Source organism: Planctomycetota bacterium, assembly GCA_039182125.1.
Taxonomy (GTDB): domain Bacteria; phylum Planctomycetota; class Phycisphaerae; order Tepidisphaerales; family Tepidisphaeraceae; genus JBCDCH01.
This window is the reverse complement of record JBCDCH010000002.1, coordinates 1-15,550: the sequence shown is the minus strand read 5'-3', so window position 1 is coordinate 15,550 and position 15,550 is coordinate 1. Positions and strand designations below refer to the sequence as shown.

At 64.2% G+C, this 15,550-nt stretch carries 13 protein-coding genes and 1 pseudogene; 10 read left to right on the top strand and 4 right to left on the bottom strand.

The window, feature by feature from the left end:
* The first annotated feature begins 12 nt into the window (after window positions 1–12).
* The 7 genes and pseudogenes from AAGD32_00610 (at window position 13) to csrA (ending at window position 6,300) form a co-directional block, all read left to right on the top strand.
* Window positions 13–1,059, top strand: a complete 1,047-nt coding sequence (locus tag AAGD32_00610) for a flagellar basal body P-ring protein FlgI (GenBank protein ID MEM8872733.1) — start codon at window positions 13–15, stop codon at window positions 1,057–1,059.
* Window positions 1,060–1,063: 4 nt separating this feature from the next.
* Entirely contained in the window at window positions 1,064–1,321 is a 258-nt protein-coding gene (locus AAGD32_00605; protein MEM8872732.1) for a rod-binding protein, read from the top strand.
* On the top strand, window positions 1,321–1,815 hold the full coding sequence (locus tag AAGD32_00600; protein MEM8872731.1) for a flagellar protein FlgN: 495 nt from the start codon (window positions 1,321–1,323) through the stop codon (window positions 1,813–1,815). The genes AAGD32_00605 and AAGD32_00600 overlap by 1 nt, the downstream gene beginning before the upstream one ends.
* Before the next feature lie 21 nt (window positions 1,816–1,836).
* Window positions 1,837–3,525, top strand: coding sequence for a flagellar hook-associated protein FlgK (gene flgK, locus AAGD32_00595; protein MEM8872730.1), 1,689 nt, complete (start codon window positions 1,837–1,839; stop codon window positions 3,523–3,525).
* An 11-nt stretch (window positions 3,526–3,536) separates the two neighbouring features.
* Window positions 3,537–5,438: a hypothetical protein gene (locus tag AAGD32_00590; GenBank protein ID MEM8872729.1), complete on the top strand. Its 1,902-nt coding sequence runs from the start codon at window positions 3,537–3,539 to the stop codon at window positions 5,436–5,438.
* A 124-nt stretch (window positions 5,439–5,562) separates the two neighbouring features.
* Window positions 5,563–6,036, top strand: a complete 474-nt coding sequence (fliW, locus tag AAGD32_00585) for a flagellar assembly protein FliW (protein ID MEM8872728.1) — start codon at window positions 5,563–5,565, stop codon at window positions 6,034–6,036.
* A gap of 84 nt (window positions 6,037–6,120) precedes the next feature.
* Window positions 6,121–6,300 (top strand): annotated as a pseudogene (csrA, locus tag AAGD32_00580) (carbon storage regulator CsrA).
* A gap of 404 nt (window positions 6,301–6,704) precedes the next feature.
* Here the strand turns inward: csrA and AAGD32_00575 are convergent.
* From AAGD32_00575 to AAGD32_00565, 3 genes are all read right to left on the bottom strand, one after another.
* A complete protein-coding gene (locus AAGD32_00575) occupies window positions 6,705–7,472 on the bottom strand; it encodes a ZIP family metal transporter (protein ID MEM8872727.1) in 768 nt (255 codons plus the stop codon).
* Between the two features lie 22 nt (window positions 7,473–7,494).
* Entirely contained in the window at window positions 7,495–8,346 is an 852-nt protein-coding gene (locus AAGD32_00570) for a DUF72 domain-containing protein (protein MEM8872726.1), read from the bottom strand.
* Between the two features lie 65 nt (window positions 8,347–8,411).
* A complete protein-coding gene (locus tag AAGD32_00565) occupies window positions 8,412–10,178 on the bottom strand; it encodes an ATP-binding protein (protein ID MEM8872725.1) in 1,767 nt (588 codons plus the stop codon).
* A 48-nt stretch (window positions 10,179–10,226) separates the two neighbouring features.
* Between AAGD32_00565 and AAGD32_00560 the strand changes: the two genes are divergently transcribed.
* Together AAGD32_00560 and AAGD32_00555 are read left to right on the top strand one after the other, a co-directional pair.
* Entirely contained in the window at window positions 10,227–12,029 is a 1,803-nt protein-coding gene (locus tag AAGD32_00560) for an ATP-binding protein (protein ID MEM8872724.1), read from the top strand.
* A gap of 72 nt (window positions 12,030–12,101) precedes the next feature.
* Entirely contained in the window at window positions 12,102–13,907 is a 1,806-nt protein-coding gene (locus tag AAGD32_00555) for a PP2C family protein-serine/threonine phosphatase (GenBank protein ID MEM8872723.1), read from the top strand.
* Here AAGD32_00555 and AAGD32_00550 read toward each other — a convergent pair.
* Complete coding sequence (locus AAGD32_00550; protein ID MEM8872722.1) at window positions 13,904–14,806, bottom strand: carbon-nitrogen hydrolase; 903 nt, start codon at window positions 14,804–14,806, stop codon at window positions 13,904–13,906. The two genes, AAGD32_00555 and AAGD32_00550, sit on opposite strands and share 4 nt — an antisense overlap.
* A 17-nt stretch (window positions 14,807–14,823) precedes the next feature.
* Between AAGD32_00550 and rpe the strand changes: the two genes are divergently transcribed.
* Window positions 14,824–15,510: a ribulose-phosphate 3-epimerase gene (rpe, locus tag AAGD32_00545; protein MEM8872721.1), complete on the top strand. Its 687-nt coding sequence runs from the start codon at window positions 14,824–14,826 to the stop codon at window positions 15,508–15,510.
* Window positions 15,511–15,550 lie beyond the last annotated feature (40 nt).

Here is a 15,550-nt window from a genome sequence, read left to right as displayed (position 1 = left end):
ATAACTCCAAAGATGCTCCGCACCCTCGCCATCCTCCTGACTTTCGCGGTCACGTCATCCGCCTTTGCCACGCGTGTCGCCGACATCACCCGGCTCGCCGGGCAGCGCGAGCAGCAGCTTGTCGGCATGGGCCTGATCGTCGGGCTCAACGGCTCGGGTGACGGCGGCGACTTCCTGCCCGCCATTCGTCCGTTGGCGTCGATGCTCGAGAAGTTCAACAACGGTGCCGACATCGTCGAATTGCAGGACGCCGACAACGTTGCCTTGGTGACGGTGACGGCACTGATTCCGCCGGCCGGCGCTCGCAACGGCGACAAGGTCGACATCTTCGTCGAGTCCATCGGTGCGGCTGAGAGTTTGCGTGGCGGTCGGCTATTCATCACGCCTTTGCAAGGCCCGATGGCCGAGGGCGGCATCTTCGCGCTCGCCAGTGGCAACGTCGTGATCGAAGACCCGGCCACGCCGACGGTCGGCGTCATCCGCGGCGGGGCGATCATGGAAGCCGACATGCTCGCGGACTACGTCTTCGACAACCAGTTCACTCTGATCGTCAATCACGCCGAGGCGTCGCCGGGGATGACCGCGAACATTGCCAAGATGATCAACGATTCCGAGGACGGCCAGCAATGGGCGACAGCGATCGACGCCAAGAACGTTGTCGTGACGATCCCGCCGGCCGAACGCGCGAACCCGAACAACTTCGTGAGCCGGGTTCAGCGGTTGCCGGTACCTGTGACGACCGGCGAGGCCCGTGTCCGGATCAACAGCCGCACCGGGACGATCACGATTACCGGCGAGGTCACGATCAGCCCGGTGATCATCAGCCACAGGGGCCTGACGATCAGCACGATGGAGCCGGACATTCCACCGACGCCCGGCCGACCGCGGCAGGTCGATCGCGATTTCGTCGCCATCGATCCGGAGAACGCCGGTGGTGCCAAGCTCCGCGACCTGCTCGAAAGTCTCGATCAGCTCAAGGTGAGTGCGGAGGACCGCATCGCCATCATCAAGGAACTGCACCGCACCGGCAGGCTTCACGCCCAACTCATCGAGAACTAACGCCGTGACCCCATCACTCACGTCCTCACTCAGCGCCGACAGGATTCGGCCCGTTGCCCGCGAACTTGTCGCGCAGACGTTCTTCCTGCCCATGCTTAAGGAAGCCCGCGAGACGCCGTTCACCAGCGAAACCAGCAGGATGCTCAACGGCGGTACGGGTGGTAATGCCTTCCGCGGCATGCTTGAAGAAATCCAGGCCCGCAAGCTCGCCAACGGCCCCGGCAACAGCATCGCCGAATCGATCGTCAACCGACTCAAGTAATGCCCGCCCAAACGACAAAACCGCCGGCCCCCAATGCACTGGCCGACCTGGAGTGTGTGCTGCGTCAACAGATCGCCGTGTACCGCGAACTCGGCACGTTGCTCACCGAACACCGCGTCGCGCTCGAGGCGATGGACCTTCAACCGATCCTCGCGGTCAACAAGAAGCAGAGCGACCTGCGTAACCGCCTCGGCAAGCTCGAACAGCATCGCAAGGCGATCTTCGCCAAGCTCGGCGCGACGACACTTTCGGAGCTCGCGGCCCGCAACGGCGCGGCCGGACTGACGGTGCTCAAGTTGCGCCGCGAACTGCAACGCATCTCCGCCGAACTCGGGCATCAGTCCAAGCTCACCCGAAAAGTCGCGTCGGGCATGCTCGGTCACCTCAACACCGCGGTCCGCGTGCTCACCGAAGCGGCAGGGGAAACGGGCATGTACGACAAGGACGGCAGCCCGACGCGTCGCCGTCGCATGTCGCTGTACATGGCCGCGTAGCCGGACTCGAAAGGAATCGCCATGTCGCTCGTCGGCACACTCAACGCAGCCAAGTCCGCCCTCGCCGTCACCCAGACGGCGATCCAGACCACCGGCAACAACGTCTCCAACGCCAACACCGAGGGGTACAGCCGGCAGTCGATCCAGCTCACCCCGAGTAAGGGCCAACGTTTGCCCGGCGGTTACGTCGGGCGCGGCGTTGATCTGCTCACCGTCCAACGCCAAGTCGACGATGCCCTCGAAGCCCGCCTCCGGGCGAGTATCTCCGACGAAGCCGGTGCCGCTGTTCGGACCGAATGGCTCAACCGTATCGAAGTCGTCATCGGCGAGCTGTCCGACACCGACCTCTCGACGGCGATGAGCGAGTTCTTCAACAGCTGGTCCGAGCTGGCCAACAAGCCCCAGGATCAGGGCCTCCGGCAGGTCGTACTCCAATCGGGCAAGACGCTCGCCGACAAAATCCAACAGCAGTACACCGAGCTGCAAACCATCAACGACGACGCTTTCCAGCAACTTCGCGGCGATGTCGACCGCGTCGAGTCACTGCTCCAACAAGTCGCGGAGATCAACGGCCAGATCGAGGACACCGAGGGCGTGGGCGGGATCGTCGCCAACGACCTGCGTGACGTTCGGGACAACTCGATCCGCGAACTCGCCGAGTTGATCAACGCCCGCGGCATCGTTCGTGACGACGGCACAACCGATGTGTACGTCGGCTCGGAACTACTTGTGGCCGGCAATCGCTCGTTCGGTGTGCAACTAAGCACTGAAGAAGACACCGGGCTCCCCAGGGTTTCGACCCTGCGTAACGACGCGAAGCTCGATATCCGCTCGGGCCGCATCGGTGGTCTGCTCGCGGCCGGCGAGGAGTCTAAGGCGGTGCGTGACGATCTCGACGACATCGCCGGTGCCCTGATCTTCGACGTCAACCGGATCCACGCCGCCGGCCAGGGGACCAAAGGACTGAGCGAGGTCGAGGCGGGGCACGCCGTCGCCGACACGACCGTGCCGTTGAATGATCCACTCACCGAGCTCGGTTTCACGCCGAACAACGGCAGCTTCGTCGTCAACGTCACCGAACGCGGCACCGGTTTGACGACCAGCACGCTCCTCGACGTCGATCTCGACGGACTCGGCACGGACACGTCGCTCGACGATCTCGCCGCCGCGCTCGACGCCGTTGCCGGCATTGGTGCGACGGTGAACAACGGCCGACTCAGCGTCACCTCCGACGGCGGCGATCTGACGTTCAACTTTGCCGAAGACTCTTCCGGCGTTCTCGGTGCGCTCGGCGTCAACCGATTCTTCGACGGCGACAACGCGTTCACGATCGGCATCAACGACGATCTCAACACGGACCCGACACTTCTGGCGGCAGCGAGCAACGGCGCTCCCGGCGACAACGGTGCGGCCAGGGCCATCGCCGCCGTGCAGAACGTGGCGACCGACCAACTCGACGGATTTACGCTCTCGGAGCGTTACGAAAAAATGACCAACCGTGTCGCCGGTCGCGCGGCCGACACCGCGGTCGATGCCCAGAGCGCGTCGATCACGCGGCAGACGCTTCAGGCCCAGCGCGAGGCGCTCAGCGGTGTGTCGCTCGACGAGGAAGCGACGAACCTGCTCCGCTACCAGCAGGCTTACCAGGCGGCCGCGCGGGTGATCGCGGTGGTCGATGAACTGATGGACTCGTTGATTGCCATTGTCTGAGGAACCGCCCGATGAACATCAGCCCGACAAGCCTCACGCGAATCAGCCAACGCATGCGCGGCACCAGTGCGATTGACGCGGTGCATCGGCAGAACGCCCAGTTGCTACGCGTCAATCAGCAAATCGCCACCGGCAAGCGTTTGCTCGTGCCGAGCGACGATGCGGCCGACGCCGGTGTGGCGAAGCTGCTCCGCAAGCGGCTCGAAACCGACGCGCGTTATATGAACACGCTCGATCGCCATGTGAACCAACTCTCCGAGGCCGATCGTGCGATGGGTGATGCGACGACACTGCTGCGCGATGTCCATGCGGCCGCACTGAACGCCGCCGACTCGGGTGCCAACGGCGAACCCCGCGGCGCCATTGCTGCCGTTGTCGACAACGCGCTGAAGTCGCTCGTCTCTTTGGCCAACACGCAGGTCGCCGGGAGCTTCATCTTCGCCGGCGACCAGATCACCAACCCCGCGTTCGAGGAAGTCGCCAACGGCGTCGTCTGGCGGGGTGGAGCGGTGTTGGCCAACGACGTCGACACCGCGGCCCAGTCCGAGTTCACCGTCAGCGGGGTTGCCGCGTTCGGTGGGCTTGCCGGCAACACGTCGACCAAAGACCTCAATCCCGACGTGACCCTCGCGACCCGGTTGTCCTCGCTCAACGGCACCAGCGGCAACGGTGTTACGCGCGGGAGCATTCTCTTGAGCAACGGTACCGTCAGCGCCGTCGTCGATCTCTCGACCGCCGACTCGCTGGGCGACGTCGTCGATGCGATCAACAACGCCGGCGTCGGCGCGATCACCGCCGCCCTCAATGCCACCGGCGACGGGCTCGCCATCGGTGGCGGGGCGGGTGACGCGATCGAGATCACCGACCTCGGCTCAACGACCGCTGCCGACCTCGGCATCGAAGCCGACAACCCGCCCGGCGTGCCGGTCGTGGGCTCGAGTGTGCAGGCAAAGCTCGACGACTTCACGCCTCTTGCCACGCTCAACGGCGGGTCGGGTATCGACTTGTCCGGGCTGAACCTCACGCTCGGAAACGACACGTTCACTGTCGATCTCACCACGGCGACGACGATCGGCGACCTGCGATCGGCGGTATCGGCGGCGGTGCCGGAACTGGACGTACGCATCAACGCCGACGGGGACGGGATCGAACTGCTCAACCCGGTGCAAGGGCGTCGACTGGGCATCGGTGAGAACGGCGGCACGACCGCGGCGGACCTCGGCATTCGCAGCTTCGACGGCACTGTCGCCCTGACCGATCTTGACGATGGACGCGGCGTTCCGCTGTTCAATGGCGGCGACGACCTGCGGCTGACCGACTCGCTCGGCATTGCGGCCGACGTCGATCTCACCGGCTCGACCACCGTGCAGGACGTGATCAACGCCATCAACGCCGCGCCGGTCGGCGTGACCGCCACGTTCAACGCCATCGGTAACGGCATCACGCTCACCGACACCGCCGGTGGCGGAGGGACGCTCGCAACGGAAGATCTCAACGGCTCACGAGTGTCGGAGATTCTCGGCTTCGACCAGCCGCCCGTCGCCAACGTGATCACTGGCGTCGATCCGCAACGCATCGAGTCCCGAGGCGTGTTCAACTCGCTGGCCCAGTTGTCGGAAGGGCTTCGTTCCGACGACATCGACACGATCCGCATTGCCGCGGCCAAGCTCGAGGAAGACATCGACCGGATCATCGCCGAGCGCGGCCGGGCCGGTGCGATCACCAAGGACATGATCGAGCGGCGCGATCGGATCGACGAGCGACAACTAGCAACCCAGCGGATGCTCTCCGACATGGAGGACATCGAGTACGGCGAAGCGGTCGCGCATTATCAGACGCTAACCACCGCGATCGAGGCGACGTACCGCAGCACGTCCTCGTTGCTGAACCTTTCGCTGTTGAACTTTTTGTGAGAAGTGCGGGCATAAAAGCCTGGCACGTCCGATTTTGTAAACCCACCCCCGATCAATCGCCGATGTCGCCTGAGGCGGCGTCAATCCTGACCGGCCAACCCCGGCCCGAGCGGCCGACCATGACATGACGGAGACCACGACGATGGAGATTTCTACCAAAAGGTTCGGTGTCGTTGAGATCGAAGACGATCTGATCCTTGACTTCCCGGACGGGTTGCTCGGCTTTTCCGACGCGTCGCGGTTCGCGCTGATCCACCCGTCGGACGACAGTTCGCTGCTTTGGCTGCAGAGCATCGACGACCCGAACCTTGCGTTTGTCGTCGCCGACCCGACCGACTTCGTCCCGGACTACACGGTATCGACCCGGCCGGAGATGGCGAGCGATCTGGGTCTCAAGCCCGAGACGCTCGACCAGGATTGGCAGCCGCTGGTCATCTGCAACCGAAGCGAAGGCTGGCTGACCGGCAACATGCTCGGCCCGTTGATGATTCACGTCGAGAGTCGACGCGGCCTGCAGGTCGTGCTCACCGATCAGAAGTGGGGCACCAAGCACCCGCTGCTCGATCTCAACCCCCAGCCTCTCCGAAAGAGCGCCTAACACCGATAAACTGGCACGGAAGCCAACGCCTGCGGCCACGAACCAGCGACCGCCCGGGCAGCGTTCCACCGAAGGAGTCACGACATGCTTGTCCTTTCACGACAACGCGACGAAACCATCATGATCGGCGACGAGATCGAGGTGACCGTCGTCGACATTCGCGGCGACAAAGTCCGCCTGGGCATCAACGCGCCGCGTCACGTCACCGTTCACCGCAAGGAAGTCTGGGAAGCGATCAAGCGTGAGAACCGCGCTGCCGCCGAGGTCCAGCCCGACGACATGCCCAATGTCCCGCGCCCCCAGCGTCCCCGTGGCCCACGCAACGACCTCCGCAGTACGCGTCCCTCGCCGCCGCGCCCTGAGAAGAAGTCCGATCAGTCCGAGGCAGGCACGCCGAAGCCCGAGTCTGACAAGCCGGCCGGATAGCTGTTTGGCTCGAAAGCTTTCTCGATGCCCCGCACGTTTGCTCGTGCGGGGCATTGTCACATCTGGAACTTCAGCCACTAACACCGAACGACGATGCAAGCGTTGGGAGGCTGACGAGTGCGGCTAGCTTTACCGGCGTGCGTGTTGATAGTGACGAGCCTGTTATGGTTCGCGCGCTCGGTTGAATCATGGCGTGAGCCGCCGTCGTTCTATCCTGCGGGTGGTGCGGCGATACCGAGTGCTCACCCGACACCGCCGACGGCCCAGACCAGCACCAGCATGAGAATCGTGCCGCCCGCGAATGCGATGCTTGACCGGGACTTCCCCGCTTTCTTGGCTGCCTCGGGCACCAGTTCGTAGGTCACCAGAAACATCATCGCTCCGACGGCAAATCCAAGCCCGGCCGGCAGCAGCGGTTCGCTGATCCACACCAGCCATGCCGCCGGTGGCGCGAAGATCGGCTGTGGCAGGGAACTGAAGATCGCCCAGCCGAGACATGCCCACGTCGACGCGCCCTTGCCGCGCAGGGCGGCGGTGATCGCGACGCCTTCGGGGATGTTGTGAACCGCAAGGGCGGCGGCGATGTTCAGGCCGAAGTCTGCCTCGCCGCTCCCATAAGCCACGCCGATCGCGACACCCTCCGGCATCGAGTGCAGCGTCATCGCCGCGACGATCAGCAACGCGCCGGCACCGCCGGTCTCACGCAGGTTGCCGATGTCGAAACGATCGTCCTCGAGCCAGTGCGTGGCGAGGTAGAAGAAGACCGCGCCGAGCCCCAGCCCCATCGCCACTTGCCAGATTTGCCAGCCGGGTGCACGAGCCATCCCCTCGCCCAGGAGTTGGTAAAGCGATGCGACCGACATCATCCCGGCGGCGGCTCCGAGCAGAATGCCGTTGAACTTCTCGCTGATCCTCGGCACCACGAAAAACGGCAACGCTCCGAGCCCGGTGGCGAGGTCGGTGACGAGTGCCGCGACGAACGTGACAAGGAGCAGCGTCGCTAGGTCCACGCACCGAGCATATCACGAGCCGTCACGACTCGAACAGCGTGCTTGCCCCCAGCGTTCGCCGGAATCCGAGCATTTCACGCAGCCGGCGGATGCATGCGGGGGCGTGTCCCGCATAGCCGTTACCGATTTGAATGATCAGCAGTTCCACGCGATCCAAGGCCGCGATCTTCTGGATGCGCGGCACCCACCAAGACAAGCGGCGCTCGGGATCGAGATACAGCCGCGACCGATCCGGGAACTGGTCGTGCCGGCCGATCATGCGGAGGTAAAACGTCGATGCGGTGACCACGGGCGTGCGTTGGGAATACATCGCCGCAGCCTCCGGGTCGTCTGGCGGCAAGTGTGCGATCAACGCGGGCGGCTCGTCCGCATGAACCCATGTGACGCCATGCTCCTTCAACAGCGCGGCCGTCTCGCCGTGCCACCAGGAATCGTGACGCAGTTCGATCGACCAAGGCACATCGTTCGGTAGCCCTTGCAGATACTCCGCGAGTTCGTCGAACCGATCCACGGTGAACGCCGCCGGGAACTGCAGCAGAGCCGAGCGGAGCTTGGGTCCGAGCTGCGTGAGCGATTCGATCCAGGCGTCGGTGGTGGTTCTGGCGGGAACGCTGCGAAGATCGCCTCCGTGCGTGACATCCCTCGCCATCTTTGCACTGAATACGAAATTGTCAGGCGTTTCGCTCGCCCACTGAGCGACACGCTCAGGCGGCGGCACGGCGTGGAAAGTCGTATCCACCTCGACCGCGTCGAAGCTTTGGGCGTACTCCCTCAGCTTGGAGCCGGTGTCGTGGTAGAAGACGTGCTGCCAGTCCGGGTAGCCGAAGCCGATCGAGCCGATGGCAACGCGGGTGTTGTCGATCGTGTCCGGCACGGGGCCAAGCTTACGAGCGCCGGGGCAACCGACGCGTTGCGCATCACGAAACACGCGTACGGTACTCATCGAATACCGCGTAACTCCAAGGCTCTTGCTTCCTCGGCCCAGCGGGCGCGGTCCTCTTCGGTCACGTCTTCCGGCAGAAGCGAACGGCGGGTGCAGTTGATCAGCGCTTGGAGCAGTTGGTAACGCCGGGTGTCGCCGATGGCGGGAGGGATGAAGTCCGCGGCGAAGTGCTCGACCTCGTCGACGCCGAGCTTGCGACCCTTGGCGACGACGCGGGCTTTGAGATTGCTGCGGAGCGAGGCGAACGCGGCGGCGGAGTCGGCGGCCAGCTTGGGTTCGATTTCGGCGGCGGCCGCTTCGAGTTCTCCGTCGATGACACCGTCGAGCATCCATTCGACGAACGCGAGCCGGTCGTCCCCGGCCGGGTCGAGGATCGGGATGATCAGGTCGCCGACGCGGCCGGGCCGGCGAATGTCGGGGCTTAGCAGGTGAATCCGCGCGGTCATCAAGAGCCAGGTGACCTTCCCACGCAGGCGCGGGTCGGACATCATTTGTTGGATCTTCCCGGTGAGCCGGCGCTCGGTCGCATGGCCCTCGGGGCCGATCGCGCCGAACGCGGTGTCGGCCTCGTCGACGAAAATGATGACCTTGTCGAGTGACTCGAGCACGAGCCGAAGCCGTTCGAGCAGCACGTCGGTCTGGCCGAACCACTGGCTGCGGATGTTCTTGAGCACGAGCACGGGCAGACGGCATTCGGCGGCGACGGCCTCGAAGATGAACGTCTTGCCACTGCCGATCGGCCCAGCTACCGCCGCGCCCGGCAGTGCGTCGGGCCCGTCGCTGCGGAAGCGGGGCAACAGTTCGTCCTTGAGAAACTTCTTGAGCCGGGTGAAGCCGATGACGGCGTCGAGCGAGTGCGACGGCTTCTTGAACTCGACGACGTCATCGCCGAGCTTGGCCGCGAGGTATTCCTCGACCTTGCCGATGACGTCGCCGGCGGTGATGGCGTGCCCGCCATGGGCGGCGGACATGAGCAACTGCCGCAGGGCGTGGATGCTCAATCCGGCGGTGGCTTCGGCGAGGTTGTCGATGTCGGTCTCGAAAGGTTGATCGAACGCGTCGATGAACCGGCGGCGTTGTTCGACGTCGGGGGCCGGCACGGCGACGCTCAGCACGGCCGGCAGACGGGCGACCCGCTCGTGGATGCCGCCGACCGATTCGGCAATGAGCACCACCGAGTCGTCGCCGTTCATGAATCCCGCGTCCGAAAACCAGTCGGCGCACACGGCGACGCGATGCCGGTCGGCGGCGCTGAGCCGGGTGATTTCGCCTGCGGGCAGGAGCATGTCGGCCGCCTCGATGAAAATGAGCAGCTTTTCGGGGATGTATGCGTTGCCGTTCGGGTCACGACTGCGGCTGCAGAGCGTGAGCTGTCGCAGGAACTCCAGCGCGACGGTCGGTTTGCCGGTCGCATCGGCCACATTGGCGTCGAAGTCGCGCTCGAGCATCTCGGTTTGCAGTTGCTGCTTTCGATCGACCAGCGATTGCAGGATGTTCGCGTCGGTGGTGGTGCCACGCTTCCACGCGACCCAGCCGCGCCGCAGCACTTCCCACTGCGAGCCGCCCACGAGCCGGATCGGCCCGTTGAGCTCGTACACGATCTGCACCACCCCCGGCACCGCGAACCGACCGGTCAGGAATGGCAACAACGGCTCGAACACCGTCTCGCCGTCTGCGGCGAAAAGGTCCTGCACCTCGCCGTGCAAGAGTACCGTGCGGGTCTGGCCGCTGTTGAGTAGGCGTGCGAGTCGGGTGGCGAACATGCGTGATAGTACGAGTAAGCGGCTTCGAGATTCGCTACCCTCTTGGTAGTGATCACGTTGAGCGTCATGCAAGGCCCGGAGAAGGGTAAGCGGTTTGAGTTGCCGGACGCGCCGATTCTGATCGGGCGGGACAGCAAGAAGGTTCCGCTGCGTGACGATACCGCGAGCCGCCGACACTGTGAGATCACGCCTGGCAGCGACGGTTGGCAATGCCGCGATCTCGGTAGTTCCAACGGCACCTATGTCAACGGTCAACGCATCCTTCACCCGACGCCGCTGCGGCTCGGCGATCAGGTGCGTATCGGCCGATCCGTTCTGATCTTCGGCTCCCAGCCTGGCATCAAGTCGATCAAGACCACCAAGTCGACATCGACCAGCGCGACCGGCTCTTGGGAGCTGCCGTTTGTCGATGACATCGACGGGATGGACAGCTCGATCGTCAATGTCGTGCCCGCATCCGGCGACGACAGCATGATCCTCGACTCGCCCGACCCGTCAGCCGCGGCGATGAAAAACCTTTCGACGCTGTACCGCCTGTCGGCGGCACTGGGCGGGAGTTTCTCCATCGAACGTGCGTTGGAGACGGTGATGGACCTGGTGTTCGAAAACGTCACGGCCGACCGTGGGATCATCCTGCTGATGAACGAGCGGACCGGCGAACTCGAAAGCAAGGTCGCTCGGACTCGCGAGGACGACAGCGCGGCGGTACTGGGTGTCGGCGGGGACGCCCCCGAGAACGAGCCGGAGCACGTGCCCGCGAGCAAGACGATCGTGAACCACGTTCTGGAGAACAACCAAGGCGTGCTCAGCTCCAACGCGATGGCCGACCGTCGGTTCAGCAAGGGCAAGTCGGTCCAGCACATGCGTATTCGCAGCGCGTTGTGCGTGCCGATCCGGGCCAAGCGGTTCGACACCCGCCCTAAGGACGGCGGTGCCGACCTCACGGACCTTGAGCCAGAGGAGCACACGCTGGGCGTGATCTACGTCGACAGTTCCGTGGAAAACTACACCTATGGCGAGGAACAGCTGAAACTGCTGACCGCGATCGGTTGGCAGGCGGGCTTGGCGATTCAAAACGCCAAGCTCTTCCAGCAAGGCCTGCAAGCCGAGCGTCTCGCGGCGATCGGCGAGACCACCGCCGCGCTCTCCCACGGGATTAAGAACATTCTCCAGGCTTTGCGTGGCGGCGCGGAGGTCGTCGAGATGGGCTTTCGGCGCGAGGATCTCAAGCAGAGCCGAAAGGGCTGGCGGATCGTTGATCGGAACTTGGAGCGGATCTTCTCGTTGACAATGAACCTGTTGGCCTGGAGCAAGCCGCGTCAGCCGAAATTGGAACTTGCTCATCCCAGGAAGTTGATTCACGAATGTACCGAGCTGATCGCGCCGTTGGCGCGGGATCGCTCGGTGATGGTGATCGAGGACGTCGACGAAGGTGTGCCGCCGGTGCCGGTCGATGGCGGGGGGATCCACCAGATTTTGACCAACCTCCTGACCAATGCTCTGGAAGCGATGCCCGACAAGGATGACCCGGACCATGCCGAGAGAGATCGAATCGTGAAGGTCGGTTGCCAGTACGAGGCCGATCTCAAGCGGCTGATCCTCACCGTCGCGGACACCGGTTTGGGAATTCCCCGCAACGCACGAAAGCACCTTTTCGAGCTTTTTCACAGCACCAAGGGCAACCGTGGCACCGGGTTGGGCCTGCCGGTGGTGAAAAAGATCGTCGCCGAGCACGACGGCAAAATCGACGTCGATACCAAGGTCGGTCAGGGCACGATTTTCACGATCACGCTGCCGGTACACGAGCGGGTGGCCAACGACCCCGCCGGGACGCACGGGCGGATCAGTTAGACTCCGTCGAACGTTTTGTAAGGACGATCTCCTTAGCGGCGACGGCTTCTTGCCGTACATTGTCTGCCCCAGATGCCAGGACCCACGCTCGAATACGACACCAAAGCCACTGCGTCGGTGGTGCACACGCCCACGCGGTTCGAGGTGGCCATGCAGGACGAGCGTGGCCGATGGCTTCGCCGACGCTTCATCGGGTACTGCATCCTGAGTCTGGTGCTCACCGGCATCTCGCTCATGTTCGTCGGGACCAACTCCGAGCAGAACCAACTCTGGCTCAGTACCTACATCATCGTTTCGCTGTTCGTTGTCGGCTCTGCGCTTGTCTACGCGTGGAAGGCCCCGCCCAAGGCCCGGATCATGATCCGCGTCGCGGTGTGGTTGTACATCCTGACCAGTATCGGGAGCCTCGCGACGAACCGGATCTTGATGGAAATCGAGCTGATAGGGGTATCCGAGGCGTTCGAAACAGGGATCCGGCATGGTTTTGAAGGTGCCACCGAGGCTCACGTCGAGGCGGGCACCGCCGATGAAACCGGGAAGCTCTTCGTCTTGGCCAGCCGACTTGGTGACGCCACCGACGAGCTTCGAGACGTGACCGAGGTGCTGGACCAGCTTGACGATTCGGAGGACCGCGGCGAGTGGCGCGAGGAGATCGAGCGCCTCATCGAGGATGCCAACGAGCTTCGGGCGTCGATCGAAGACACCGAGCCGGTCACGGTCCAGTTGGACGAGCAGACGACGGTCAACATTGCCCCTGGCCGCGTGCAGGTCACCGGCGTCGGGAACAACAACTTTTTCGGGTCGGCGTTTCGTGCCAGCATATCGGCGGGCTGGGCGCTGTTCGCCATCATCTTCTTCGGGCACCTCGTCTCGTGTCTGATCATCCCGTGGAACTTTCGCGAGTCGCTGTTCCCTGGTCTGGTCGTGTTCAATGCGTTTGTGCTGATCCTGATCGCCGACATCATGTTCAGCGGACTGCCGTGGTGGGCGGCGATCATCTTCATTGTGCTAGGACTTCTCGCGTTGGTGCCTGGCTCGCTTTGGTGTTTCTGGCGTTACACCCGTTTCCCCAAGGTCTTCCGCACACGGTACGAGGCCGACCGATACAAGCAGTTGAGCAAAGATCTTTCGGGTGCCCGCCAGATTCACGAAGCGGTGCTGCCCCCGCAAAAGAACCACGGTCTGGTCCGGCTCAACTACGTTTACGAGCCGATGAGTCAGATCGGCGGTGATCTGCTCTACGTTCGTGAGTCCGAGGGTCAGGACGGGGCGGTGAGTGCGGTGTTGCTCGACGTGACCGGCCACGGTGTCGCCGCCGCGCTCACGGTCAACCGCCTGCTCGGTGAACTCGACCGCATCTACGGCGAAGACCCTGACGTAAGCCCCGGCAAGGTGCTCGCCGGGCTTAACCATTACGTCCATCTCACGCTCGTTCGCCACGGCATCTTCGTCACCGGGCTGGCCTTGCGGCTAGAGCCGAACAGCAACAACGGCAACCTGCTCTACGCGAGTGCGGGCCATCCGCCGGCGTTCGTGTGTCGCAGCGGCAACTGTGACCAACTTGAGCCGACGACGTTCATGCTCGGCGTGATGGACGAGGCCGGCTTCGATCCCAACGAGCAATCGCACCACCTGGACCCCGGCGATGCCGTGCTGGTCTACACCGACGGCGCGGCCGAGGCTCGCGATGAACGTGACCGGCAGATCGGCACCAAGGGCTTGGAAAAACTCTTCCACGCCATGAGCGGCGACCGTGACCCGGCGGACTGGCCCAAGACCGTTCTGGGACACGTCGCCAAGCACCGCAACCGCCCGCCAGACGACGACACGATCGTCGCCGCGATGTACCGGGCCAAAGACGAGAATGCCGGCGATTAGTCGTTGAACAAGCGGCCCAAGTCGCCGTAGGCATCAACACGGCGGTCGCGCAGGAATGGCCAGTGTGTGCGGCTGAACTCGACGCGTTGCAGGTCGGTTTCGACGATCATGACCTGCTCCTGATCGACCGAAGCGCGCTCGATGACGCCGCCGTCGGGGCCGACGACGAAGGACTGGCCCCAGAACTCGATGCCGTCTTCGCTGGCCTTGTTGCCGTCGGCGTCGTGGATGAACTCGTGGCCGATGCGGTTGGAGGCGGCGACGAAGCAGCCGTTGGCGATCGCGTGGCTGCGCATCATCGTCTGCCACGCGTCGTGCTGCGCCGGGCCGTACTCGGCTTTCTCGGTCGGGTGCCAGCCGATCGCGGTGGGATAGAACAGAATCTGCGCGCCCCGCATCGCCGTGAGTCGCGCGGCTTCGGGGAACCACTGGTCCCAGCAGATGCACACGCCGATGTCGGCGAACTTGGTCTTCCAGCTGCGAAAGCCCGTGTCGCCAGGGGTGAAGTAGAACTTCTCGTAGTACAGCGGGTCGTCGGGGATGTGCATCTTGCGGTACACGCCCAGCAGCTCGCCGTCGGCGTCGATGACCGCCGCGGTGTTGTGGTAGAGCCCGGCCGCCCGGCGCTCGAAAAGCGACGCGACGATCACCACGCCTTTCTCCTTGGCCAGTTTGCAGAACACGTCGGTGCTCGGTCCGGGGATGGTCTCGGCCAGTTCGAAGAAGCGGTGATCCTCGGCCTGGCAGAAGTACTTGCTGGTGAAGATCTCCTGCGTGCAGAGTACTTGTCCGCCCTCGTCGGCCGCTCGGCTCAGGAGGGCGAGCTGTTTCTCCCGGTTCTCGGTGACGTCGTCGCCGCAGGTCATCTGCGTGAGTCCGATGCGGACGGTCTGGCTCATGCGGATATGGTACGGGCATGCCGACCGACCCGTTCGAGACCGACAAGCCGCTGATCGCCCCGTCGATCCTTGCCGCCGACTTCGCCCGGCTCGGCGACGAGATCGACGACGTGCTCGCTGGCGGGGCGGACCTGTTGCACCTGGACGTGATGGACGGGCTGTTCGTGCGCGACATCAGCTTCGGCACGCCGGTGGTGAAGTCGGTCCGCAAGTACACCGACGCGTATCTCGATGTGCATGTGATGATCGACCGACCCGAGGATTACGCGCCGAAGCTCGTCGAAGCGGGAGCCGATGGGATCAGCTTCCACGTCGAACTCGCCGACAACGTGCGGCGGACGCTGGCGGGCCTGACCGACGCCGTCGCTGAGACCGGCACCAACGTCGGCGTCGTGCTCAATCCGCTCACGCCCGCGGAGGTCGCCTTCCCCGCGCTCGATGACGAACGCGTCAAGCTGGTGCTCGTGATGAGCGTCGTCCCCGGCAAGGGTGGCCAATCGTTCATGCCCGAAGTCCTGCCCAAGTGCGAGCAACTCGCCAAACGCCTGCGTTCCGACCAACGCCTGGAGATCGACGGCGGTATCGACGCCGGGACGATCGCCAGCGCCCGCAACGCCGGCGTGCAGTGGTTCGTCGCGGGAAGTTCTGTTTTCGGAGCCGAGGACCGGGCGACGGCCATCGCAGAGCTGAAAGCCCAACTCTGATCATTTTGCGGCCGCGGCGCAGCCGCCCGCGCGGGCGGCT